The organism is Mariniflexile sp. AS56 (genome assembly GCF_030552475.1).
Classification (GTDB): Bacteria; Bacteroidota; Bacteroidia; order Flavobacteriales; family Flavobacteriaceae; genus Mariniflexile.
On sequence record NZ_JAUPED010000001.1, the window covers coordinates 547,746 to 574,582 of the forward strand.

A 26,837-nucleotide genomic window follows, 5' to 3' on the forward strand; every position below is an offset into this window, starting at 1 on the left:
CTAATTCTTAGTGTTTATGAATGTACTATTTAGTATGGTAATAATTATAAATTTTTTCGGCTCTAGAAACCCCTACAACAGGTTCCAACTCATCTAACTTGGCATTTGCCACCCGTTTTGCAGATTTAAAATGCTTCAACAAATCAATAACTGTTTTTTCACCAATGCCTGGAATGGTTTCCAACTCTGTATTTAACGCCGTTTTACTTCGTTTATTTCTATGATGTTCAATACCAAAACGGTGCGCCTCATTACGTAACTGCTGTATTATTTTAAGGGTTTCACTTTTCTTATCTAAATATAGTGGAATTGGATCGTTTGGATAGAATAATTCTTCCAAACGTTTTGCAATTCCGATGATTGCAATTTTTCCGCGTAAGCCCAAAACATCTAAACTCTTTAATGCGGATGATAATTGCCCTTTTCCACCATCAATAATAATGAGATGTGGCAAAGGTTGCTCTTCCTCCATCATTCGTTTATAACGACGATACACAACTTCTTCCATCGATGCGAAATCGTCTGGACCAACTACTGTTTTTATATTAAAGTGTCTATAATCTCTTTTACTTGGTTTTCCGTTTCTAAAAACAACACAAGCTGCAACGGGGTGTGTTCCTTGAATATTCGAGTTATCAAAACACTCTATATGTCGTGGTTCTTCGTGTAACCTTAAATCGGCTTTCATTTGCGCCATAATCCTATTGGCATGCCTGTCTGGATCTACAATTTTATCTTGTTTAAAACGCTCCATACGGAAGTATTTTGCATTTCGAAGGGATAAATCTAAGATGTGCTTTTTATCACCCAACTGCGGCACAGTTACTTTAAGCCCCTCGCCCAGTTCTACTTTAAAAGGTACGTAAATTTCCTTGGACTTGGAATGGAACCTTTGGCGAATCTCCGTAATAGCCAACTCCAACAATTCCACATCAGTTTCGTCTAATTTCTTTTTAATTTCCAAAGTATGCGACCTAATAATAGACCCGTATGATAGTTGCAAGAAGTTTATATACCCATAACTTTCATCACTCATTATTGAAAACACATCTACGTTGCTAATTTTCGGGTTTACAATGGTCGATTTAGATTGGTAATTTTCAAGAACTTCTATCTTTTCTTTAATTTCTTGAGCCTCTTCGAAGTGCATCTCTTCAGCCAATTGCTTCATTTGCACTTTAAACTGAGACAGAGAGTCTTTGAAATTTCCTTTTAAAATTTCTTTAATATCCTTTATATTCTCACTGTATTCTTCCTCGGTTTCATAGCCTTCACAAGCGCCTTTGCAGTTTCCTAAATGGTACTCTAAACAGACTTTATACTTACCTCCTTCAATTTTATTTTCAGATAAATCGTAGTTACAATTCCGAAGTGAATACAAACCTTTTATTAAATCCAGCAAGGTGTGAACCGTTTTCATGCTGGTATAGGGTCCAAAATAATCGCTGCCATCTTTAAAAACGCGGCGGGTTGAAAAGACTCTAGGAAATCGTTCGTTTTTTATGCAAATCCATGGGTATGATTTGTCATCTTTCAACAACACATTATACTTGGGTTTGTGCTTCTTTATAAGATTGTTTTCTAGCAGTAACGCATCGGTTTCCGTGTCGACTACAATGTGCTTTATAGTTACTATTTTCTTAACCAATACACGTGTTTTTCCATTCTCGTGTGTTTTGGTGAAATAACTACTAACCCGTTTCTTTAAGTTTTTAGCTTTTCCAACGTAAAGTATCATGCCATCAGCATCATAATACTGGTACACACCCGGCTCATTTGGCAAGGTCTGTAATTGTATTTCTAAAGTAGGTTTATCCATTAAGGTAAAGGTAATTATTTTAATTTTTTATTGATAAAATACCCTTGTATAAATCTGTTAAACTTTTGAAGCTACCTAACTATTCGTTACATTGCGGCACATTTCAAAACTATAAAATGAATAAAAAAATAATTGGCAGAGTGGATAAAATTGATTTCCCGCTGTTAGGCCTGTACAATATCGATGTTAAAATCGATACGGGTGCTTACACCTCTGCAATTCATTATTCTGAAATAATTGAAGAAAACAACACCTTACGTTGTGTTTTCAACAGTGATGAGCATCAAAATTTTGGTAAAACCGAGATTACTTTCAACGAGTACACCCGTACCAACGTTAAAAGTAGTAACGGATTTAAAGAAAATCGTTATAAAATAAAATCTGAAGTCGAATTTTTCGGCAAAATATATAAGATTAATTTAACTTTAAGCACCCGAGACGACATGAAGTTTCCTGTGCTAATTGGCAGGCAATTTTTAAAACGAAAATTTATGGTCGATGTCGATTTAGAAAATGTTTCTTATAATTCAAAAACCTTATGAACATAGTTATATTATCCAGGAATTCTAATTTATATTCAACTGAAAGACTTGTTGAAGAAGGTGAAAAGAGAGGACACAAAATTGAAATTATTGACCCTTTAAAATGTGATATCATCATTGAAAAGGAGAAACCAACCATTTTCTACAAAGACCGTTATTTAGATTATGTAGATGCTATTATTCCTAGAATTGGAGCTTCTATCACGTTTTACGGTTGTGCGGTAGTACGTCAATTTGAAATGATGAATGTATTTACCATTGCAACTTCAGACGCTATTCAACGTTCTAGAGACAAACTTAGAAGTTTACAACGCTTAAGTAAAGCAGGAATTGGCATGCCTAAAACGGTATTCACCAACTATTCCCGCGATGTGGAAGAAGTTATTGAACACGTAGGTGGTGTACCCGTAATTATAAAATTACTGGAAGGAACACAAGGATTAGGTGTTGTTTTAGCTGAATCAAAAAATGCAGCTGAATCTGTTTTAGAAGCTTTCAATGGCTTAGAAGCACGTGTTATTGTGCAAGAATTTATTAAAGAAGCTAAAGGTGCCGACTTACGTGCGTTAATTGTAGACGGACAAGTGGTAGGCGCTATGAAACGTCAAGGTAAAGAGGGTGAATTCCGCTCTAACTTACACCGTGGTGGTTCTGCTAATATTATTAAATTAAGTGAAGCTGAATTACGCTTAGCCATCAACGCTTCTCGTGTACTTAAACTACCGGTTTGTGGAGTAGACATGCTACAATCTGCGCGAGGTCCTTTGCTTCTAGAAGTGAATTCCACTCCAGGTTTAGAAGGTATTGAAGAAGCCACTGGTAAAAACATCGCCAAAAACATCATTACCTATATTGAGAGCAACACCCATAAATAATTATGACATTAGCGAACAATATACTAACCATACTAGACACCAAAATATATCCTGGCGAAAGCAAAGAGATCGATTTTGATGTTGCCAACTTACACACCTCATCACCGGTAAACGTGCCTATTATTATTGAGCGCGCCAAAAAACCTGGACCCATTGTATTATTTACCGCTGGTATTCATGGTGACGAAGTAAATGGGGTTGAAATTGTAAGACAGCTTATTGCCAAAGGCATTAATAAACCTAAAATTGGGACTATTATATGTATTCCGGTTATTAACATTTTCGGGTTTATAAATTTAAAACGCGAATTTCCCGATGGCCGAGATTTAAACCGCGTGTTTCCAGGTAGTGTAGACGGCTCTTTAGCCAGTCGTGTTGCCCATAAATTAATACACGACGTTATTCCTTGTGTAGATTGTGTTATCGATTTTCACACAGGTGGCTCGGGTAGATTTAATGCACCACAAATACGCATAAGTAAAGAAAACAGACGGCTAAACGAACTGGCTAAAGTGTTTGCTGCACCCTTCGTGTTGTATTCTAAAACCCTAAGCAAATCGTTTAGAAACACCTGTTTTAAATTAGGAAAAGACATGTTGCTTTTTGAAGGTGGCAAATCCATTCATATTGATGAAAGTGTTACCATTCATGGTGTTAACGGGTCTAAACGTATATTGAAACATTTAGGTATGCTTAACACAAGCTCTAAAGCAACCATAGCAAAAAAGGAAACCGTATTTATTAATGAAAGTAGGTGGCAACGTGCTAGTTTTTCAGGCATGTTTAGGGCCACTATAGCCACTGGAAGCCTTGTTAAAAAAGGCGATGTTTTAGGCTATATTACAGACCCTTATGGTAAACTAAACCAAGCTGTTAAAGCACCAAATTCTGGGTATATCATTAATGTAAACGAATCGCCCATTGTATACCAAGGGGATGCTTTGTTTCATATTTCCACCAAACTTAAACGCTAATAAGAACATGCTTAAAGCCGAATTACGAAAACAATATAAAACCCTTCGTAATGCCTTATCAACTCCTGAAGTTGATGATTTCAGCCTATCCATAGCCAATCAACTTTTAAAATTACCTATTTGGGAGCTTTCATTCTATCACATTTTTTTAGCGATTGAAGAACACAAAGAAGTAAATACCGATTATATTTTAAATATTTTATCTGGCAAAGACAAACACATTCTCATTTCTAAAAGTGATTTTGAAACCGGCTTGATGACGCATTTTCTTTTAACCGATAATACCGTTATTAAAAAAAACAGCTACAACATTCCCGAACCTGTTGATGGTATTGAAATTCTAAACGACAAGATTGAGGTGGTTTTCATACCGCTGTTAGCTTTTGATAAAAAAGGAAATCGTGTGGGCTATGGCAAAGGTTTCTACGACCGCTTTTTAGCCAACTGCAAACCCGAAACCATTAAAATTGGGCTTTCTTTTTTTGAAGCTGAAACCGAAATAACCAATCTTTTTGAAAGTGATATTAGATTGGATTATTGTGTGACGCCGAAGGAGGTTTACAAATTTTAATTAACGCAATTCTCGCAATAGGCATCATTTAAATAATCGTTTTGTAACAGTTGAAAGGTCACACCTCCCTTATCTATAGAATTAAATAATTTACAATAACGCTCTTTATTCATGTTGATGGCATTCAACATAATTGTTCTGTAATTTGAGTCTTCCGTCAATTCATTATCAATTAATGTTAAGTTTAAATAATAGAACAATAAATCTTCGTTAATATCAATACTCTTCGCTTTATTTTCCAATAGTTTAACAGACATAGTTGAATTGGCATAATAACTAAAAAACTGGGCTAAACTTAAATAATCGTAATCTGATAAAGGGAAATTCTTATAATGACTATTTATAAATGCCACCGATTTATCCTTGTTCTCATAATCCCTTTCACGCATAAAACTTTCAGCTTTTATAATATGAAAGTTGACCATCATTCTATCAATTAGCGCAGCATCTATTTTATAACTCTTTAAAGCAGCAATTTCGCCTTTAAGTTTTGCTTCGTCTACTGGCAACGCTTTATGGCGCCACAATTTTATCATAATAGCTGTTTTATTGTACTTCACTTCACCATCTTTGGGCGCCAATTTTTCCAATTCTAGCAATTCATTATATACAATTAAAGATTGTCGTACATCTAACACACTTCGAAAGGCTGAGTTTTTATTAAATATTTTAACAAATTTAGATTGTTTTGGAACCTCCATTTTACCCAAAAAATCAGGATTAACCACTTTATTCTTCAACTTTTCGAAAATGGAATTCTGAATTTCCAAGGCGTCACTTATAGCTTCAGATTTTATAGTCGCGTTAAACTTGCTCATCAATTCATCTGGCGACATGTTCTCGTACTTATCTTTCCTTTCTAACTCCAATTCTAAAACGGCCTTTCTGTGATTCTTCAGAATAGGTTCCAACTCGACAGCAAGCCCATCATTTAATTGCTCTTTAATTTTACTTTTTGACAATTCAATCAAATTTTCATGGTTTGACCCTTTAATATCGTTCAAAAATTCAACCCAATTTTCAGATGAAGAAACCTCTGTTTTAATAGTTGCCTTTTGGAATGATTGCAAAGCCAAAACAATACTATTCGCTCTTGATTCCTGAAGTTTTACATTCCGTTCTAAACTTCCTTCAACCGATGAATAGGCTTTAATTTTAATCGCCTTTATATCATAATTTGTCAACCTTAACGAATCATAAATGGGCTTAATATCCCCTTGCGAATAGGCTGCTTTGTTTTTCTCGAATGGAATTTTAAATTTTAATGTTTTATTTCTAATAACAACTTCAGTATCAGAAATGGTTTTTATTTCTTTTGGGTTATAGGTTAGAGAATCTAAGTACAATCCCATATCTAGCAAATCCCAAGGGTAAGATTCCAAGTGGTAAATCCAATAATATCTACATAAATTATTGTTGTTTAAAAACAATATATTGAATTCTAATTCCTTACTTACCAATGCTTCTGGCACATTCCCAACATGCACTCGAAATAAATTTTCTCCATATGGCTTTAAACTTCCTCGTAATTTTGGAGTAAAAACAGGCCGAAGCAACTCGCCTTTTATTTGTGGATTTCCAATAATAATTTCATCACAACCATAAATTTCTTTCGAAACTACGTCTATAGCGAGTCCATCTTGAGCATTCTTAAAAAGCTTTTGGAACCATGCTTTATCATTTACTTGAAAGTATAAACGATTTTGATCTCTTACAATGGAAAATTGAACCTCTTTTGGCTTCTGATTAAATACCTGAATACATTCTTGACATTTTTGATCTCTATCATTTCCTGGAAAAATAATACCAAATTTATCTTGAGCGGAAAGCACCGAAAAATTGAAGATTGCAAATGAAATAATTAAGAGAATGTAGTATTTATTTAACTGACTTTTTTTGTTCATTTTATATATTTTGAAACATCAAACAGAGGCTCCAATTTATGAAAAAAAACTTACAGTTATTGATTCTCAATAGAAAAACCTAATGCTTAGGAAATGCTCTTTTATTAAAAACAATAAGCATGATAAAACCTGTGCTTATCGCCATGTCTGCAACGTTAAAAACGGGTTCGAAAAAATTAAAGCGTTTCCCGCCACCTAATGGAAACCATTCGGGTAAATCTATCTCAAATAACGGAAAGTACAACATATCGACTACACGGCCATGTAGCAAGCTATCATAACCACCTGTTTCTGGCAAAAAGGCGGCAACTTGATTAAAACTATCTTCAAATAAAACACCGTAAAAAACAGAGTCGATAATATTACCTAAAGCACCTGCAAAAATAAGCGCGATTGATAGAATTAAAATTCTAGATGCATTTTTTCGAGTGGCATCAAACAACCAATACCCAATTCCAAAAATAGCAACAATTCTAAATACGGTTAAAAATATTTTAGCAGAACGGTCTGAAATGAAAGACACAAAATCGCTAATTTTTGTTCCCCAAGCCATCCCATCATTCTCAATAAAATAGATTTGAAACCAGCTAAATACCTCAATATTTTCTTGAAGTTTGAAATGTGTTTTTATATATATTTTACTGACTTGATCGATAAGCAAAACTATAAAAATTAGAACGATTGATTTTTTTAATGACATAAACGAAAATTACAATTTAAAATTCACGGTTTTAACCAAACAAAAAAACGTCTCAAACCCGATAAGCATCGGTCGAGACGTTTAATTATATACTTAAAATAATATTATTGCATATTTTTTGCTTCAATACTTAAAGTAGCATGAGGCACTAGTTTTAAACGCTCTTTAGCAATTAGCTTACCAGTAACTCTACAAACACCATAGGTTTTGTTTTCAATTCTAATTAAAGCATTTTTTAAATCGCGAATAAATTTCTCTTGTCTAATAGCTAAAGCAGAGTTAGACTCTTTACTCATCACTTCACTTCCTTCGTCAAAAGCTTTAAAAGTTGGCGACGTATCTTCTGTTCCATTATTATGGTCGTTCATATACGCACTTTTAATCAACTCTAAATCGTGTTGTGCTTTCACTATTTTATCTTGAATTAGCGCTTTGAATTCGGCTAAATCAGCATCAGAATATCTTACATTTAAATCTAGGCTCATAATATTAATGTTTTTGAATGAACAATTTGGTATTTACATCATCAAACGCAATTTCTATACCACTATCTAATTTATCAATAATTTCAAGATCTTCGGTTAGTGTTTCTGCTTTAATATACGACAAATTTATATTTATTGCCATATCTATTTGCGCATCGCTTTGCAATTTAACATCTATTCTATCGGTTACTTCAAACCCAGAGTCTTTTCTTAAGTTCTGAATACGGTTTACAAGTTCTCTGGCAATTCCTTCTCTTTTCAAATCTTCAGAGATAGTAACATCTAAAGCAACGGTTAAATTTCCTTCGTTTGCTACCAACCAACCCTCAATATCTTGTGATGTAATTTCTACATCATCAAGTGCTAAAGTTATATTTTTTCCATTAACTTCAATATCTAAAACACCGTTTTGTTCTATTTTGTTAATATCTTCTGCTAAAAAGTTAGTAACTGCTCCAGCAATGGCCTTCATATCCTTTCCAAAACGAGGTCCAAGGGTTTTGAAGTTCGGTTTTATTTGTTTCACCAACATTTCTGAAGCTTCCTCTAAAAGTTCAACTTCTTTAACGTTCACTTCATGCTTTATCAAATCTGATACAGCCAAAATCTCTTCCTTTTGTTGCTTACTAGTAACAGGAATCATGATTTTTTGAAGTGGCTGGCGTACTTTTATCTTTTCTTTAGCACGTAATGATAACACTAAAGACGATATAGTTTGTGCCGCTTCCATTTTGCGTTCCAAAATTTTATCTACAAAAGCTTCATCATACACAGGGAAATTTGCCAAATGCACACTTTCAAAACTTTCTTTTTTGGTCACGGCATTTAAATCTAAATACAATTTATCCATAAAGAAGGGCGCAATAGGTGCGCTTAACTTCGCAATGGTTTCCATACACGTATAAAGCGTTTGGTAAGCCGAAATTTTATCTTGTTGGTAATCGCCTTTCCAGAAACGTCTTCTACTTAAACGCACATACCAGTTACTTACATAATCTTGTGTAAAATCTGAAATGGCACGTGCTGCTCTTGTTGGTTCGTACTCCGCATAAAACGCGTCTACTTTCTTGATTAATGTGTTTAATTCTGAAAGAATCCAACGGTCTATTTCTGGGCGTTCGTTTAAAGCAATATCCGCTTCAGCATACGTGAAATTATCTAAATTTGCATACAACTGAAAGAATGAATAGGTATTATAAAGCGTTCCGAAAAACTTACGTTTTACTTCCTCAATACCTTCTAAATCGAATTTTAAATTGTCCCACGGGTTGGCATTCGCAATCATGTACCAACGTGTAGCATCGGCGCCATAAGTTGATAAAGTCTCGAAAGGATCGACTGCATTCCCTAAACGCTTGGACATTTTTTGTCCGTTTTTATCCAACACCAATCCGTTAGACACTACGTTTTTATAAGCAACCGAATCGAAAACCATAGTACCAATAGCATGAAGTGTATAAAACCAACCACGTGTTTGGTCTACGCCTTCTGCAATAAAATCAGCTGGATACGAGGTTCCATTATCAATTAAATCTTTATTTTCAAACGGGTAATGCCATTGTGCATAGGGCATAGAACCAGAATCGAACCAAACATCTATTAAATCGCTTTCGCGGAACATTTTTTGACCCGATGGCGATACTAAAACAATAGCATCTACAATATTTTTATGTAAATCGATTTTCGCATAGTTCTCTTCAGAATTGTTTCCAATTTCGAAATCTTCAAAAATATCTTTTGAAAGTACACCTGCTGAAACCGCTTTCGCCATTTCACCTTTCAACTCTTCCACAGAACCGATGCAGATTTCCTCTTTACCATCTTCCGTTCTCCAAATTGGTAATGGAATACCCCAATAACGGGAACGCGATAAATTCCAATCGTTCGCATTTGCTAACCAGTTTCCAAAACGTCCTGTACCGGTTGCTTTTGGCTTCCAGTTTATAGTTTCATTTAATTCGAACATGCGTTCTTTTACATCGGTTACCTTAATAAACCAAGAATCTAATGGATAATAAAGAATTGGTTTATCGGTTCTCCAACAGTTTGGGTAACTGTGTTTATATTTCTCAACCTTAAAGGCTTTATTTTCTTCTTTTAATCTAATAGCAATTTCAACATCTACCGAGCGCTCTGGCGCTTCACCATCGTTGTAATATTCATTCTTCACGTATTTACCAGCGTATTCACCCATTTCTGGTCTGAATTTCCCTTGTAAATCTACCAACGGCACCAAGTTTCCATTCTCATCTTTTACCAACAATGGTGGTATTTCAGGTACGGCTTGTTTAGCAACCAAGGCATCATCTGCACCAAAAGTTGGCGCGGTGTGTACAATTCCTGTACCATCTTCCGTGGTTACGAAATCGCCAGCAATAACTCTAAAGGCATTTTCAGGGTTATCGTTTGGAAGCACATATTGTAATAATTGCTCGTATTTTATGCCTACTAAATCAGCACCTTTACATTCGGCCGCCACTAAAAAAGGAATCTTTTTATCTTCTTTTGTATAGCTACTTAATACCTCAACATCTTCCGTTTGTTTATATTTTCCAGCAAATTGTTTTGCTACTAAATTTTTAGCAAGAATAACATGAACAGGCTCGAAAGTGTATTGGTTGTATGTTGCAACAACTACATAGTCAATTTTAGCACCTACTGTTAAGGCAGTATTACTTGGCAAGGTCCAAGGTGTGGTTGTCCAAGCAAGAATGTGTAAATGATCGAATTGTTTTAGAAACTCAGGTAATGAGTTAACATCAGCTTTAAACTGTGCCACGATAGTCGTATCGGTTACGTCTTGATACGTTCCTGGTTGGTTTAGCTCGTGCGAACTTAAACCTGTACCTGCTTTTGGAGAATATGGCTGAATGGTGTACCCTTTGTACATCAAACTCTTATTATAAATCTCTTTAAGCAGCCACCAAACAGACTCCATGTATTTTGGCTCGTAGGTAATGTATGGATCGTCCATATCTACCCAATAGCCCATTTTTTGAGTTAAATCATTCCAAACATCTGTATAACGCATCACCGCCTTACGGCAAGCAGCGTTATAATCTTCTACCGAAATGGTTTTCCCAATATCTTCTTTTGTAATGCCTAATTCTTTTTCAACACCCAATTCAATAGGTAAACCATGCGTATCCCAACCTGCTTTACGCTTTACTTGGAACCCTTTCATGGTTTTGTAACGTGGAAAAATATCTTTAATGGCACGCGCTAAAACGTGGTGTACACCTGGCAAACCATTTGCAGATGGTGGTCCTTCAAAAAACACAAACGATTCGTTGTTCTCTCTGGTAGAAACACTTTTTTCAAATATGTTGTTTTCTTGCCAGTAGTTAAGAATTTCGTCAGCTACTTTTGGCAAGTCAAGACCTTTATATTCAGGGAATTTAGCACTCATTGTATCAAATTTCATTTCGAGGAGCGAAATTAAGGAATTTTGATAAAAAAGTATGTTTAAATAAACAAAAACCTTTACCTGAATTTAAATGTGAGGTATTTAAACTACTGCGCCTTTTTAAATGCTTTTTGAAAGCGAGTTGCTTTGTTTAAAAGTATTTTTTGTTCTTCCGCATTCACTTGCTCTTTAGCAACCACTTTTTTGTTTTGAATGTAGATTTTTTTTGCCGGCGTATTTGCAGTTTCTGAAGTAATGAAAATCAATTTATTATCCGAAAAATAATAAGTCTCTGTGATGGTTTTACTCGTTATTTCAATGTTTTTTATTTTAACTAATTCTTTACTATTTTCATCAAAAAACACGTAGTATTTAAACGTTCCAATATCTTTAAAACCATCTTTATCGGTTAAAGCGCCTTCTGTTAAAGTTTCTTTTAAATTTTTATTAGCATCAATTTTAAGTGTTGCTTTTTCTGTTTTAGCCACAGCGGCATCTGTACTTAAAGTTGTTTTAGTTCCACAAGAAAGAACCGTTACTAGTAATAATATATATGCTAAATTTTTCATCTATTTTTCGTTTTTCAATAGATGTGAATGTAAAACATAAAAAAAGCCTAAACAAATGTTTAGGCTTTTTTTATGAGTGCTATGAAACTAGTTAATTATTATTTTTTTTGTTATTACTTGACCTGTTTCCGTTTTAAACCACGCCACATAAGCACCTGTAGACATGTTTCTAATTTTTAAACCCTTGGCTAATGTTTCCGCGGTAACGTTACTAAACTCTAACACGGTTTGTCCACGCATATTTACCAAGGTTAATGTGTCTACAGTCGTTTTTAAATCTTTGGCAAACAACTTCTTGGTTTTATTATGATAGTAAATTAAGTTTTCTTCAAAACTAGATACTTCCGTACTTAGTAATTCTGATTTTGCTTGAAATACCACCTCAAAACGCTCTTTAAATTCACCTTCTTCAGAAGAAAATTCATAGGCTGTATTTTGGGTTAAATCGAAATACGTTCCAGTTAAATTATCTCTTAAATATATTTCTTGATCTGTTCCTATATTTTCTAACTCTGTTATTTTAATTTCATAATTAAAAGTTCCAGACGTTTTAAGGTTAAGCGCCACTTCTTTATCTGCTGTTAAATGAGAGTAAGCTTGAATCGTCATGTTCTCTCCGTTTAATAACGAATTTAAATCGTTGGCATTGTTATATGAGTTTCTGGAATCGTATCCATAATCAAAGTCATCTGTAGTAAAATCACTAAAGCCTAATAACAACTCTCTTTTTACTGCTGGCCCATTTACTGAATTGAACTCTAAACGAATTTTCTGGAAGTCGCTCGTATTTGCAACCTTAGCTGCTTTATTCGATTTATTATTGGTTGTTTTCAAAAATGAAGACCCCGTAGAATAACTGCCATTAGCATCGGCTTCTTTTATAAAAACACGTTGTGAATTATTAAATTCAACCTGACCATCAGCTATTATTTCTGCAATAAACCCCTGACCTACTGGAATGTACCTGGATGGTTTTTTAGTTCCATTATGCTCATTTGTGGCATCGCCATCAATACCAACAAATTGAAATGCTCGTACCGAACCTAATTTATTTACTTGTGCGTAACCGCCTTTATATTCGTCTAAATAATGAGTATAACCGTCCCACTGTTGCCATATTTGTAAGGTACCGCCAATAATTCCTGCATTGTCATCTATAAACTCATGCACATCTATAGCAGATGCGTATGGGTTTCCAAAAAGAAAATCTGTTTTAGAAACTCCAGTTTCAGATCCAGCGCCACCAACATCGGTTACGTCTATTAAAATAGTACCATTGTTTGGTTTACCTTCAAATAAATATTGCTGTTCTAAACCTGGGTTACCTGTTCCTTTTTGGGTATAGCCTATTCCTGGTGTTATCGCTGCACTCGGGTTTAAAGATTTCCAGTACCAATAACTTAATCCGTTTTTAAAGGTATACAACCAATAGGTACTTACTTTTCCAACCTCATTATATGCAGATGTAAATACAATATCACTTGAATTACCCTCTTTTAGCATATCTAAACTAAAGGATGTATTGTTTGGGTTATTTAACGCTGTATTATCATCAATAAATGAAGATGCTGAAGCGGCTCCAACAGGAGACGACCAGTAGTTATACCAATACACACTTGGGTTGGCTTCTTGCCTTCTTAAAATTTTACCGACTGCTGAAGTTACCAAATCACTGTTTTCTGTTTGAACTAATTGGGAATCATCTTGAAGATCTAAAGTACCATTAAGCTCGAAATACCAGCTATTATATACTTGATTATCGCCATTAACTGTTAATGTTTTAGTTTCATCTATAATTAAACCAACTGTTCCAACAGAACTATTAGTAACAATATTATTTTCTATTTGAATAATACTCCAATCTTTATTGCTTGAGGTATCTTCTATATCCCAAACATCGCCATGTAACCAAGTTGCCTCGGTAGTCCAATCTCCATCTGCAGTTGTTACGTATGGCATGGGCGCCGTTTGTTCTTGAAAGGTTGTAATGTTATGTAAAAACAGTTCTTTTGAAGTACTAGAGAAATCTGTAGTGATATTATTAACAATACTTGTCATAGGGTAATAGGCCAATAAATTTACCCATGATACGGTCGCATTGGTTGTAGCGTCTTCAATATCTTTATCTATAATGGCACCTCGCACCAAACCTAAATTATTTTCAATTTCTTGATACACCATTTTTTGAATTTGATCTGCAGATAGGGCTTCACTAAACACACGCACCTCATCAATATCTCCTTTAAAATATTCTTGCTCTGCAACATTTTTAGAAAGTCTTCCTACTTCAAACGCACCATTAGCATCGCCTGTATTTGTAATAACACCTCCTGTATTTCCTGTATCTGTGCTTGTAATTAACAAACCATCTACATATAAATTTTGAATTCCTGTATCGCATGAAAAGGTACCAACTACATGGTGCCATTCATTATAGTTTATAGCACTACCCAATACGCTTGTTATGGCATTTGCGCCTGATTTTACTGAAAACCCAGGAATATTCCCGCTGTTTAAATAAATACGACACGACTCATCTTCACCAGCAATAGTAACATTGGTTTTTAAAGCATTATCTGGGTCGGCTTTTATCCAAGACATAATAGTTACTTTACTGTTACCGTCTATAAAGGTTGGTGTTGATAAATAATCGTCTACACCATCAAAATCTAAAGTAGAAAATTGAGGTGGGTTTACGTTAAACAAATCTCTGTAATCTAAATCACCAAGAGACAATAAATCGCCATCTGTATCCGGCAATATAGAACTTGACGGATCGTCAATTTCATCATTCACATCAAAATCATTAAGTGAAAGACCTTCGAAGGCATTGTCAAGACCATCCAAATCGGCATCTAAAGTTAATAAGGTATTAGCCATCCCATTCTCTTGAATATCTGGCACACCATCATTATCAGAATCTGCATCAATATAATCGGGAATACCATCTCTATCTGTATCTGTTAGTATGATGCCGCTGGGGTAGGCATTATTAACACCTAAAGTGCTTACCGCAGCATCTGGCACCACATAACCTAAAGTGGTTTGTGCTTCTATATTATCTGGAATACCATCATTATCTGCATCGATATCTTGAAAGTTATTATAAGTATCAGAATCTGAATTCGTAAAATCATCCTCTAATCCATTACCATTATAATCTACGGTTCCCGATTCTGCTGAAATTTCTAAATCGTCAATAACACCACTTGTACCAAAACTATAACTCGCATCAATAACACCATCGTTATCCGTATCAAACGCAGCTATTTGTGCTGTTGATAAACCAGCTTCAATGATATCGAAAATACCATCGCCGTCTGCATCTAAATCTAAACGATCTAAAACACCGTCGTTATCTGAATCTTTTACTAAGTTTCCTCCGTCTTCAATGGCATCTGGGACACCATCATTATCATCATCTAAGTCATCTCCATTTAAAACACCATCACCATCAGAATCTTTATCCACTATTAAAATCATGGATACAAAATTGGCTCTTCCACAATTATCTAACACTTTTAAAGTTAACAAACACTCTAAAGGCTCATTACCAACAGCTGTTGGTGTGTAAGTTACATTTAAGGCATTCGGGTCGTCGAAACTACCTCCACAAGAATCGGTCCATTGAAAGGTGAAAGGTGGCGAAATACCACTTACTTCCCCTGTAATACTTAATGTTAAATTATTTTCTATTTTAGTTTGAATAAAGTCTAATTTAATCTCCGGCCTACGTTCTATACCTGCCTGAAGTACAAAATTACCATAGGCTCTCGCCGCTGAAACATCTTCTGCTTCTGTACCACCAGAAATACTATGAGAACCCTCATACATCACCATACCAAAATCTTCATTTCCAAAAGCTCTACCATAAGCCAAAGCGGCAGCTGGTCCGGTTGGAAAGGTTCCGTCTATAACATCCGGATGATCATCATCTGTAATAGCCAATACGGTTGTACTTCTCCACCCTTCTGTGTCTGGAAGATATATCTGTTCTGACCCGTTTTGTAAAGAACCATCCATGGTGCTCATAAACTGCATTAAGGGATCTGAAGCGGTTTCACCTGAATTAAAAAGACTATTTACAGCATTATAGCTATAAGCTGGCGTACCATCATTATGATCACCCCATGGGATTAAACCATTATTGGATAATAAATTAAGATCGGGAATACCATTATTATCTGTATCTACAAGCGCTTCCATGGCACTCACAGCGTGACATGCTGCCCAAAAATAACCACCATTTTCAATAAAATCTATTAAGGTATTTACGGTTGATGCATCCCAGTTTTGAGGATCGGCATGCGGCATCGTATAAATATCATCACAAAGCGTTAAATCATCTGGCGTTCCTAATCTACCATACGAATAAGGCACATTTGTTTTATCATAAAAAGCTGATTGTATTTTATCTCCGTTATCTTCATCTAAAACAGCTCGTGGAAAATTGGTTATATAATCATACATATGCCCATTAAATTCAGGCAAATCTGCATCAATTGTTAACCCTGGATAATCTGTAAGCCATAAATCAATTACGGGTTGCGCAATATTCATAAACTCTGCAGGAATTACAAAAGGTCCACCTTTATAATCTTTTCCATCGATAGTCACATCGGTGTGATCTTGTTTTACACCGGTATTTCCCCATGTTTTATGAGAGGCTATTAACCAATACACAGGTACTTGATGGTTTGTTACTAATTCATACACTAATCCATAAGGCACTAGTCCGTTATTATATGTTTGAGGTGAAACACCCATATCTATAATAGATGCACCTGCATTAAACCACTTTTTAACATGAGCAGTCGCTTTCGCGGAATTGTTTGAGGTAATACCATCTGGTTCATCGGAAGCTGTGATACTCACAGGATAATAAACACAACCACCTAACCTGGCTATTACCGTAACATCTAAAGTTACCGAAGCCCCGTTTGCAACGGCTCCAATAGCCCAAACACCAGTAGCATTATCAAAAGAACCTTGTGATGGGGAATGCGACACATAATTTAATGAAAAAGGTATTTCGGCCAATGCACTCACATTCGTAGTGGCATCTGTACCGTTATTTGTTACTGTAACCGTATAGGTTATGGTATCCCATTCCACAGGAGCTGCATCATCTACTGTATTCGTAATTGCTAAATCGGCACCATTTACTTGAAAAGAGGCAGAATCTTGATTGTTTGCTGTATTAGTATCCTCCATTAATGAAGAACCTGTAGCTGTATTTGTTATCACAAAACCAGCAGTTCCTGCATCTACAGAACAAACAATGGTTAACGTTTTAGACGTACCATTTGTTATATCGCCAGAATCCCAAATACCTGTAGTCGCATCGTAAGTGGTAGAGCTTAAAACACTATCATCACTTACATAAGTAACACCTTCTGGTAAAACATCGAGAACACTCGAGCTATATGCTGTTGTGGTAGTACTATTATTAATTATTTGAATAGTATAAGTTACCAACGAACCTTCATCGGCCGTTAGTGCATTTACTGTTTTAACTACTTCTATATCTGCAGAACCAACGCCAATATCAACGCTGTCTGAATTATTTTCAACCACACTATCTGGTTCTATTACACTTTGTATACTGGCTGTATTGGTTCTTAACTGCCTATTTGCAAAAAGACCAACCGAAGCATCTATAGTTAAAGTGGCAGATGCACCTGCATTTAAATCGTTAACAAACCATTCACCATTTAAACTATTATAATTATTTCCTTGAGTTATTGTAGACGAACTATAATTAATGTTCGCTGGTAAATTATCTAAAACCGTAATATCGTTAGCTTTTAAAGGGCCATTATTGGTTACTATGATGGTATAAGTAATCACATCACCAACCTCGGGATTTGTATCGTTTACCGTTTTTGTAACTTGTAAATCGGCACCATTTACGAATAATTCTACAGCCGCCTTATTATCAGACCTGTCATCATCCGCTTGATCAAAACTCACAAAAGTAAAGTTGTTTGTTATGGTTTTGGCGGCTGTATTGGCATCAACTTGTGCTAGAATGTTTATTTCTATGGAATCGCCATCTAAAATGGTACCAATGGTCCAATCACCAGAAACACTATCATAAGTTCCGCCACTATCATCTGAAACATAGGTTAATCCATCAGGCATTAAATCGTTCACAAGCACCGACGTGGCATTAGAAGGCCCATTATTTTTCACTTTTAGGGTAAACTCAACAGTTTGCCCTTCATCTGGAGAGGTATCATCAACCGATTTGGTTAATTCCAAATTAGCAGGATCCACAAATACTTCTGCACGTGCAAAATTATTACTTGCCTTAGAATCTGACTGACTAGAAGATTTCAAGGTTGCTAAATTATTGATATGAGTTCCTGAAGTACCAGGATTAACAAGTGCAGAAATAAGCACCTGCTTTGTTTCTGCAACATTAATGGTGCCCACATCCCATTCATCAATTAATGGGTTGTATAAACCATCTCCGGTACTAACCACATATGTTAGGTTAGAAGATAATTTATCTTCTACCTTTACATTTGTTGCTGTAACAGGACCAATATTTGTAATCTCTAAAGTGTAAACAATTACTTGACCAACACTTGGGAAATAATCATCTACGATTAATTTCGAAATAGATAGGTCTGTTGATTGTGAAAAAACCATAAACCCCATTGCAAAATAAAAATAAACAGATAATACAAACCGTAACTTTATCTTCATAACTCCTTGATTTAGTATAAAATTACGTCATCAAGTGTCTTTTAATATAAATTTTCGCTGAGTTCAAAACTTAGTCATTTAAATCACGGTTTAGTATCGATGAATGGTTTTTGCAAAAATCACTAACTCACTATAAAAGTGACCATTACAAAAAACAAAAAAAGCCAAAACAACTGTTTTGACTTTTAAGATTCTTAGGGTAAATGACCTACTAATTAATGAGTATTTTTTTGGTAAATACTTCCCCTGTTTCCGCCTTAAAACAAGCCAAATAAACACCTGCTGACACCCTGGGTATTTTCAACCCTTTACTTAATATTTTTTGGGACACCTTATTGAATTCTAATAGTGTTTGTCCGCGCATATTTATAATGGCCACCGAACCGATTGTTGCATTGAAGGATTTACCATACAACCTATTTGTAGCGTTTTCGTAATATATAGTATGCGTTGTTTCGATGGCATCTTCTATATTCAACAACTGCGATTCACTTTGAAACACAAGTTCAAACCTGCTGTTAAACACACCTTGAGAGGCGGTAAAACTATAGGATATCCCTTGTCTTAAATCGAAATAATTACCTGTTAGGTTGTCTCTTAAATAGATCGTTTGACCTGCTTCTATATTTTCTATTTCTGATAAATTTATTTGAAAACTATGATCACCCGACGACCTAAAATTTAACGGCACCACTTTATCACTTGTAATAGCGCCGTAGGCCTGCATACTCATAATGTGGCCCTCTAGCACTAAGTTTAAATCACTGGGACTCGACGCGCCTCCTACGGCATCATACCCATAATCAAAAGCATCAGTCGTGTAATTACTAAAACCAAGCAAGAGTTCTCTTTTAACCTCTGCACCCGTTAGCGCCGTAAACTCCAATCGTATTTTTTGCATGGTACTAGTACTATTATTTCCTTTCGCGAGCTTTCCTTTTGAGGATTTAGAAAAAATAGACCCATTACTATAGGTTCCATTAGCATCGGCCTCCTTTACAAAAAGACGTTGTGTATTATTAAACTCCACATTTCCATCTGCAACAATTTCCACCATAAACCCTTGCCCTACCGGCACATACCGTGTTGGCTTTTTAGTACCGTTTTGCACGCTATTATGCTCTCCATTAAAACCTAAAAACTGGTAAGCCTTCACAGAGCCTAATTTACTTACTACGGAATATCCACCTTCGTAATCATCAAGCGTGTGCGAGTTACCTGCCCATTGCTCCCAAAGTTGGATGGATCCTCCAATAACACCTATATTATCATCAATAAACTGATGAATATCTATAGCTGAAGCATAGGGGTTTCCTAAAAGATATTCTGTTCTTGACACAGCAAGCTCAGAACCAGAACCACCCACATCGGTTACATTTATAAGAATGGTTCCGTTATTTGGTTTCCCTTCAAAAATATATTGTTGTTCGGCACCGGCATTCCCTGTTCCTTTTTGGGTATACCCTACACCAACTTCTAATGGGGTGTTTTTCGAAATTGCCGCCCAATCCCAATAAGTTAACCCTTTCTTATACCTATACAACCAACTCGAACTTACTTTCCCGACTTGGTGATAGGCATTCGTAAATACGATATCTACACCAAAATCATCCTTTAAGCTATTTAAAGTGAATGGTGTATTATTAGCATTATTTGATACGGCATTATTATCTGATAAACTCGTAACACCTAAAGCTCCAACTGGAGACGACCAATAATTATATCTATATACGTTTGACGTACCTTCTTGTCTTCTTAAAACCTTCCCAACCGCCGATGTTACTAAATCACTGTATTCCGTTTGGACTAATTGCGAATCGTTTTGAAGGTCTAGAACCCCATTTAACTCCAAATACCAGCTATTATTAATAAGGTTATCGCCATTAACTGTTAGGGTTTTTCCACTATCAATAAGCAGACCTAGATGGTCGTGAGAATTTGATGTGCTAACATTGGCAGAAAGCCTAACAATGCTAGACGGCTTGTTTTCTAAAATGGTTTCAATATCCCACGCATCACCATGTAACCAGGTACTTTCACTAGTCCAAGCACCATCAACGGTAGCGATATATGGCATAGGTGCCGTTTGCTCTTGAATGGTAGAGATATTATGTATGTATGCTGTATTTCCTTTGGATGAAAAATCTGTTATTGAATTATCTACAATACCCGTCATTGGGTAATAAGCCTCTAAGTTGGACCACGATACTGGTAAATTTGTTGTGCTATCTGTAGCCTCCTTTGGCACAATAGCTCCATAAACATTACCCGCATTATTTAAAATTTCTTGATGAATCATTTTATGCAACTGGCTTTCCGTTAGCGCAACTTTAAATACCCGAACTTCATCAATATCCCCTTTAAAATATTCGATGTTTGCGAATGAATTTTTACCAATGATAAACGCATCTGTCGTTGTATTTAGTACCGAAGACAAAGCGGAATCGTCACAGGTTGCTATCATTTCACCATTTAAATATATTTTTAATTTATCTGAAGACACAGTCGAATCAAAAACAATAGCAATATGAGCCCATTGATTTATTACAAGTGCAGATGGTGCCAACAATGTTACAACTTCACCATTAAGTTTAACTACTGGTATTTTTGAAGCATTAATTTGAATTCCAAAATCGCCGTGACTTAACACATTACCCGTAGTTGAAAAAGCAGGATCTATTCGCACCCAAGCCATCGCTGTTAACGCATCATAGCCACTTAAATTTAAACTACTTTCAAGATAATCGTCTACACCATCAAAATCAATCGTTGCAATGGCTGGTGGATTCACTTCAAATAAATCTCTATAATCTAAATCGCCTCCAGAAAACAAATCTCCATCGGCATCTGGTAGAATAGATAAATCTGAAGGATTTTCAATATCTTCATTTACATCCCATGCTGCATCATTGACACCATTGGTTTCAAAGGCATTATTAAGACCATCATCATCCACATCGGCAGCCGTAGATGTATCTGCCATGCCATTTTCTTGAATATCGGTATACCCATCATTATCTGAATTTAAATCTAAAAAATCGCGTATACCATCTTTATCGGTGTCTACAGGTTGAAGTCCGCCAGGATAGGCAGTATCCACCCCTGATGCGTCATATATCCCTGAAGGCACAATATACCCCAATGTCGTTTGTGCTTCTACATTATCTGGAATACCATCAGAATCACTATCAATATCTATGTGATTATAAAACCCATCAGAATCGGAGTCCACAAAAAAGAATGTCGTGAAACCCATTTTCCCATCTACAAGCCCATTATTAACAGACCCATTAATTTGAATTTCATTCACACGAATATCTTTTCCCGTACCATCGGGCAATGAAGCCACCACAAAATGGGTTAAAGGTGCATTTACCACCACACTATGAAGATATACGCCACCCGTTTGGAAAAGTTCTATTTGACTAAATGACGTATTAAGTAAAGCACCTCCTGCATTGGGGTCGCCATCATAATATTGAAGAATGGCTCCCATGGGACTAAAATCTACTCCAGCCGTATCCACCTTACCGTCTCCATCTCTATCAAAATCACTAGCATCTAGTCCTGCTGGTCCTACATCATTAAAGTTTCCTTGAAATAAATCATTGGGGTCTAACCCGAGTGCTGTTAAATCTGACACTAGGTTTGATGCGATGGCACTAGCAGAATCGCCTGCAACATCATCATTCTCAAGAGACAGTGTAAAAAAAGAACCTGCAGGCAACACATTGCCACCTGTAGTACTCATTACTAAAGCGTTATCTAAAACAGAACCATTTAAGTCACCAGCTGTTACGTTGAAACTATGAATACGTAAATCCTGATTACCAGTATAAGAATTTAATCCATCAAAAATTAATTCAAGACTAGAACTATCTATATGGTTGGGTAACTGTACAATTTCAAGTTCTGTAAAGGTTGTAGTGGTACCTTCATCTGAATCAAGAATACCATCATTATCGTCGTCCAGATCATAGAAATCTTCAATACCATCACCATCAGTGTCTTGTGAAAAAGCCGCGTTTGTATAAAAACACGCCAAGATCAACAGCACTTTATAAAGTATAAATTTACTCATCGGATCAGGTTTAATTATCTAAAAAAGAGATAACAGATATAAAAACGGTGACACCTTGAGGAGGAGGAGGTCGCCAAATAAACCAAATTAATGGTTTTCAATGGATTAACTAAACAATGATAAGGGTTTATTCTTTATTAATCTAAATAATTCCTGATTTACTTTCGATTAAAAGCTAATTAATCAGTTAAACCGCACAAATAAGAATGATCGGCATGAAAACTACCATCTATTTAATGATTATTTTTTTGGTAAGCACCTCATTGGTTACAGTTCGTAAACAAACAACATAAGCACCTGCTGCCATAACACCAAACGGGATCCCGTTTTGTAATTGGTTTGTAGATACGTTTGCTAGCTCCATAATAGTTTGCCCACGCATATTGATCAAAGCCAAATGACTCACGCTGCTGTGTAGGTTTTTAGCGTACAACGTATTCGTTTTATTTTGATAATAAATATTATTATCTGTTTCAATAACATCTTCATTACTTAATAATTGTGATTTACTTTGAAATACAATTTCAAACCTACTGTTAAATTTCCCTTGGGTAGATGAAAATCTATAGGTTGTATCTTGGGTTAAATCGAAATATTCCTCTGTTAAATTATCTCGTAAATAAACTTCTTGGGTTACATCGATGTTTTCAAATTCGGTAGCTTTAATATCGAAGGTATTATTACCCGACGATTTAAAATTTAGAGCAACTACTTTATCCTTTGTTATTGGGCCATAGGCCTGCATATTCATGTTCCTTCCTTCAAAATCGAGGTTAAAATCGTTATTACTATTTTCCGTAGTGTACGCTTCATAACCATAATCATAACCATCGCTAGTCGCCTCACTAAAGCCCATAAGCAACTCCCTTCTGGTTTTAGGACCTACCACCGAATTGAATTCCAATCGAATCTTCGTCATAACACTACTTTGCTGTTTTGCCGCTGAAGTCGTAGAACTTTTACTTTTCGAGTTTGAAGATTTAAAAAATGAAGCACCATTATTATAACCACCATCAGCATCTGACTCTTTAACAAATACACGCTGACTGTTATTAAAAACCACCGTACCATCGGCCACAACTTCAGTAATAAAACCTTGACCTATTGGAAGGTATTTTGAAGGGCTTACAGTACCATCTAGTGAACCATTCGTAGCTCCATAAAACCCAACAAACTGATAAGCCCTGCACGAACCTAATTTGTTAACCTGAGCATAACCACCTTCATAGGCACTAAGATTATGGGAGTTACCAGACCACTGTTGCCATAATTGCAGTGTACCATTTATAACCCCAACATTATCGTCAATAAATTTATTCACATCGAGTGCAGAAGGATATGGATTTCCTAAAAGATATTCTGTTTTAGATACCGAAGTTACAGATCCAGAACCACCTCTATCTATAACATCTACTAAAATAGTTCCGTTATTCGGCTTGCCTTCAAAAATATATTGTTGTTGTAAACCGCCATTTCCAGTACCTTTTTGGGTATACCCAATGCCTGGAGTTAATGAGCTACCAGGACCAATTAAGGCCCAATCCCAATAAGTTAAACCACTCATAAATGTATACAACCAATACGTACTAATTTTACCTGTTTGATTATATCCATTTGTAAAAGTTAGATTAACGCCCGCTTCATCCTTAATCATATTAAGTTGGAATGATGTATTATTTGCATTATTAGTGGCCGCATTATTATCCGTTAAACTTGTCACCCCTGTTGCTCCAACTGGCGACGACCAATAATTATATCGGTATGCATTAGAAGACCCTTCTTGCCTTCTTAAAATTTTTCCAGATGAAGAAGTGACTAAATCGCTCGTAATTGTTTGAATTAATTGAGAATCGTCTTCCAAATCAAGAGTTCCATTTAATTGTAAATACCAGGTATTCTCAACTTGATTTTCACTATTTACCGTCAATGTTTTATTCGCATCTATAATTAAACCCAATGTTTTAATAGGGTGACTTGCCGTGATATCGTTTGCTATTTTCACAACACTCCAATCTTTATTATCAGCGATACTTTCAATGTCCCAAACATCCCCATGTAGCCATGTAGATTGTGTTGTCCATGCGCCATTTGCTGTTGTAACATAGGGCATGGGTGCTGTTTGGTCCTCAATGGTTGTGATATTATGCAACCTCATGGTACGTCCAAAATTTGAATAATCTAAAATGGTACTCGCATTAATTTCGGTCATGGGGTAATAAGCTAAAAGTTGAGCCCAAGCCACCGTGGAACCAGTTGTGCTATCTGTAATATCTTTAGCAACGACACTTCCTTTAACATTACCTCCATTATTTTCTATTTCCTGATACACCATACGTTGTATTTGGCTTTCTGTTAATACTGAACCAAAAACACGTACTTCATCTATATCGCCTTTAAAATATTTTTCATTTGTTGTTTTATCTGAAAACCGTCCTATTTCAAAAGTGCCATTAGCATCGGTATCAACCTCGATGGCATCACCTATATTGCCTGTGTCATAATCATCGACTAATACACCGTCCACATATAATTTTATAACACCAGTTACACTCGAAAAACTTCCAGCTATGTGGTGCCATTCGTCAAAATTAATAACAGAACAACTGCAGTCTCCCACTTTTTTAACCGAATTACCTGCCGATTTTATTTTAAAAGTGGGCTTATTCCCATTAGACAAGGATAATTGACAACCAATGTTTTCGCCAACAATAACCATATCGGAAGAATTTCCAGAATCTGATTTTACCCAAGCCATGATAGTAACCTCGTCTAAACCGTTTACTATGGAACCTCGTGATAAATAATCGTCTACCCCATCAAAATCCACGGTGGCAATTGGTGGCGGATTGCCATCAAAATAATCTCTATAATCTAAATCGCCACCTGTAAACCTATCACCATCAATATCAGGCAAAACAGTTAAATCTGTAGGGTCTTCAATATCTTCATTCGCATCTAAAAAGGAGTCGTTTACGCCGTTGGTTTCAAAATTATCATCCAACCCATCGCCATCAATATCTGAATTTGATAGTGTATTCGCCATCCCATTTTCTTCAATATCTGGGATTAGATCGTTATCACTATCGGTATCTAAATAATCCATAATGCCGTCGCCATCCGTATCTACGGGTGCATTTAAATCAATACCTCCCAAGGCAGATTCATAAACATCATCTAAACCATTATTATTTGTATCGGTCATGACACCACCTGTACTGCTACTTGGTGCTACATAACCAATGGTTTGTTGTACTTCAACATTATCTGGTATACCATCGTTATCAGCATCAATATCTATATGGTCAGGAATGCCATCATTATCTGAATCACAGACTAAGCTAGCTAAAACAATGTTATCTACTCCTACATCGTTTCCGGCTCCTCCTTCTACTTGAGAATTTACCAGAACAATACTAATGGTTGCTGTAGTTGCTGTGAAATTAAGAACGACACGTCTCCAAATATCATCATTTAGAACACCAATGTCTGTAGAGGTAATAGATTCCAAAATGGCCCCTCCTGAATCCTGTATTTGTAATGTAAAATTTGGAATATCTGCACAACCACTGCACAAACCAGCCATATCCACTCGAAACCTATAACTTCGACCCACCTCAACACTAAGACCAGATTGTCTGTAAAATTCAAACACACCAAGAGGTGAGTTCATGTTAATGGACAAATACCTACCTTCTGTTGAACCACCTGCTGGTCCTGTAACAGCATCGATATTAGCATCTAAATTTCCTGTGTCGTTTGTTCTGTTGTAATGCCCTAACCCAGAAGTATTGGATGTTACTACGGCATAAGACCCATCTGGTATTGCGCCTCCTCCGGATTTAAAAGTATGTTGTAAAACGTTAGGGTCTGAAAATCGCCCTGCGCCTGTGCCAAAATCTTGTCTATAAATTTCGGAAGCTTCCGATTGATTTGATACGGCACAATTAGCATCTTCAACAGTATCTGGAATGCCATCATTATCATCATCTATATCAATAGAATTATCTACTCCATCGCCATCAGTATCTTGCGAAAAAGAACTATTCGTGTACATACACGCTGCTATAAGCAATAGTACTCTAAAAAGTATAATTTTATTCATCGGCCAAGCTTACATTATCTCAAAAGAGAGATAATTGACATAAAAATGGAGACACCTTGAGGGGAAGTAATCGCCTATTAAACCAAATTAATGGT

The 26,837-nt window shown here is 35.9% G+C and carries 13 protein-coding genes; 4 read left to right on the forward strand and 9 right to left on the reverse strand.

The genetic code is table 11. The features are described from left to right. Positions 1 to 25: 25 nt before the first annotated feature. Positions 26 to 1,819 carry an excinuclease ABC subunit UvrC gene (gene uvrC, locus Q5N74_RS02535; RefSeq protein WP_304387119.1) on the reverse strand — a complete coding sequence of 598 codons (1,794 nt, stop codon included), beginning with the start codon at positions 1,817 to 1,819 and terminating at the stop codon, positions 26 to 28. A 116-nt stretch (positions 1,820 to 1,935) separates the two neighbouring features. Between uvrC and Q5N74_RS02540 the strand changes: the two genes are divergently transcribed. The 4 genes from Q5N74_RS02540 to Q5N74_RS02555 are packed head-to-tail and all read left to right on the forward strand — an operon-like array spanning position 1,936 to position 4,781. Next, the gene (locus Q5N74_RS02540) at positions 1,936 to 2,361 is read left to right on the forward strand and encodes a RimK/LysX family protein (protein WP_304387120.1); all 426 of its coding nucleotides are present in this window, start codon (positions 1,936 to 1,938) and stop codon (positions 2,359 to 2,361) included. Beyond that, a complete protein-coding gene (gene rimK / locus Q5N74_RS02545; protein ID WP_304387121.1) occupies positions 2,358 to 3,236 on the forward strand; it encodes a 30S ribosomal protein S6--L-glutamate ligase in 879 nt (292 codons plus the stop codon). The genes Q5N74_RS02540 and rimK overlap by 4 nt, the downstream gene beginning before the upstream one ends. Before the next feature lie 2 nt (positions 3,237 to 3,238). Then, positions 3,239 to 4,210, forward strand: coding sequence for a succinylglutamate desuccinylase/aspartoacylase family protein (locus Q5N74_RS02550; RefSeq protein WP_304387122.1), 972 nt, complete (start codon positions 3,239 to 3,241; stop codon positions 4,208 to 4,210). Positions 4,211 to 4,217: 7 nt separating this feature from the next. Continuing rightward, entirely contained in the window at positions 4,218 to 4,781 is a 564-nt protein-coding gene (locus tag Q5N74_RS02555) for a 5-formyltetrahydrofolate cyclo-ligase (RefSeq protein ID WP_304387123.1), read from the forward strand. On the opposite strand, the gene Q5N74_RS02560 is transcribed toward Q5N74_RS02555, so the two are convergent. The 8 genes from Q5N74_RS02560 to Q5N74_RS02595 form a co-directional block, all read right to left on the reverse strand. Beyond that, positions 4,778 to 6,685 carry a hypothetical protein gene (locus Q5N74_RS02560; RefSeq protein ID WP_304387124.1) on the reverse strand — a complete coding sequence of 636 codons (1,908 nt, stop codon included), beginning with the start codon at positions 6,683 to 6,685 and terminating at the stop codon, positions 4,778 to 4,780. The genes Q5N74_RS02555 and Q5N74_RS02560 overlap by 4 nt on opposite strands. A 79-nt stretch (positions 6,686 to 6,764) precedes the next feature. After that, positions 6,765 to 7,385, reverse strand: coding sequence for a lipoprotein signal peptidase (locus Q5N74_RS02565; protein WP_304387125.1), 621 nt, complete (start codon positions 7,383 to 7,385; stop codon positions 6,765 to 6,767). Between the two features lie 104 nt (positions 7,386 to 7,489). Then, positions 7,490 to 7,870, reverse strand: coding sequence for a TraR/DksA C4-type zinc finger protein (locus Q5N74_RS02570; protein ID WP_304387126.1), 381 nt, complete (start codon positions 7,868 to 7,870; stop codon positions 7,490 to 7,492). A 4-nt stretch (positions 7,871 to 7,874) separates the two neighbouring features. Next, positions 7,875 to 11,279 (reverse strand): isoleucine--tRNA ligase, encoded by a 3,405-nt coding sequence (gene ileS, locus Q5N74_RS02575; RefSeq protein WP_304387173.1) that lies wholly within the window; start codon positions 11,277 to 11,279, stop codon positions 7,875 to 7,877. Positions 11,280 to 11,383: 104 nt separating this feature from the next. Continuing rightward, positions 11,384 to 11,845 carry a hypothetical protein gene (locus tag Q5N74_RS02580; protein ID WP_304387127.1) on the reverse strand — a complete coding sequence of 154 codons (462 nt, stop codon included), beginning with the start codon at positions 11,843 to 11,845 and terminating at the stop codon, positions 11,384 to 11,386. An 87-nt stretch (positions 11,846 to 11,932) separates the two neighbouring features. After that, entirely contained in the window at positions 11,933 to 18,559 is a 6,627-nt protein-coding gene (locus Q5N74_RS02585; protein WP_304387128.1) for a LamG-like jellyroll fold domain-containing protein, read from the reverse strand. Positions 18,560 to 18,770: 211 nt separating this feature from the next. Further along, positions 18,771 to 22,640, reverse strand: a complete 3,870-nt coding sequence (locus tag Q5N74_RS02590; RefSeq protein ID WP_304387129.1) for a LamG domain-containing protein — start codon at positions 22,638 to 22,640, stop codon at positions 18,771 to 18,773. 229 nt (positions 22,641 to 22,869) lie between these two features. Continuing rightward, positions 22,870 to 26,742 carry a LamG domain-containing protein gene (locus tag Q5N74_RS02595; protein WP_304387130.1) on the reverse strand — a complete coding sequence of 1,291 codons (3,873 nt, stop codon included), beginning with the start codon at positions 26,740 to 26,742 and terminating at the stop codon, positions 22,870 to 22,872. Between the last annotated feature and the right edge of the window lie 95 nt (positions 26,743 to 26,837).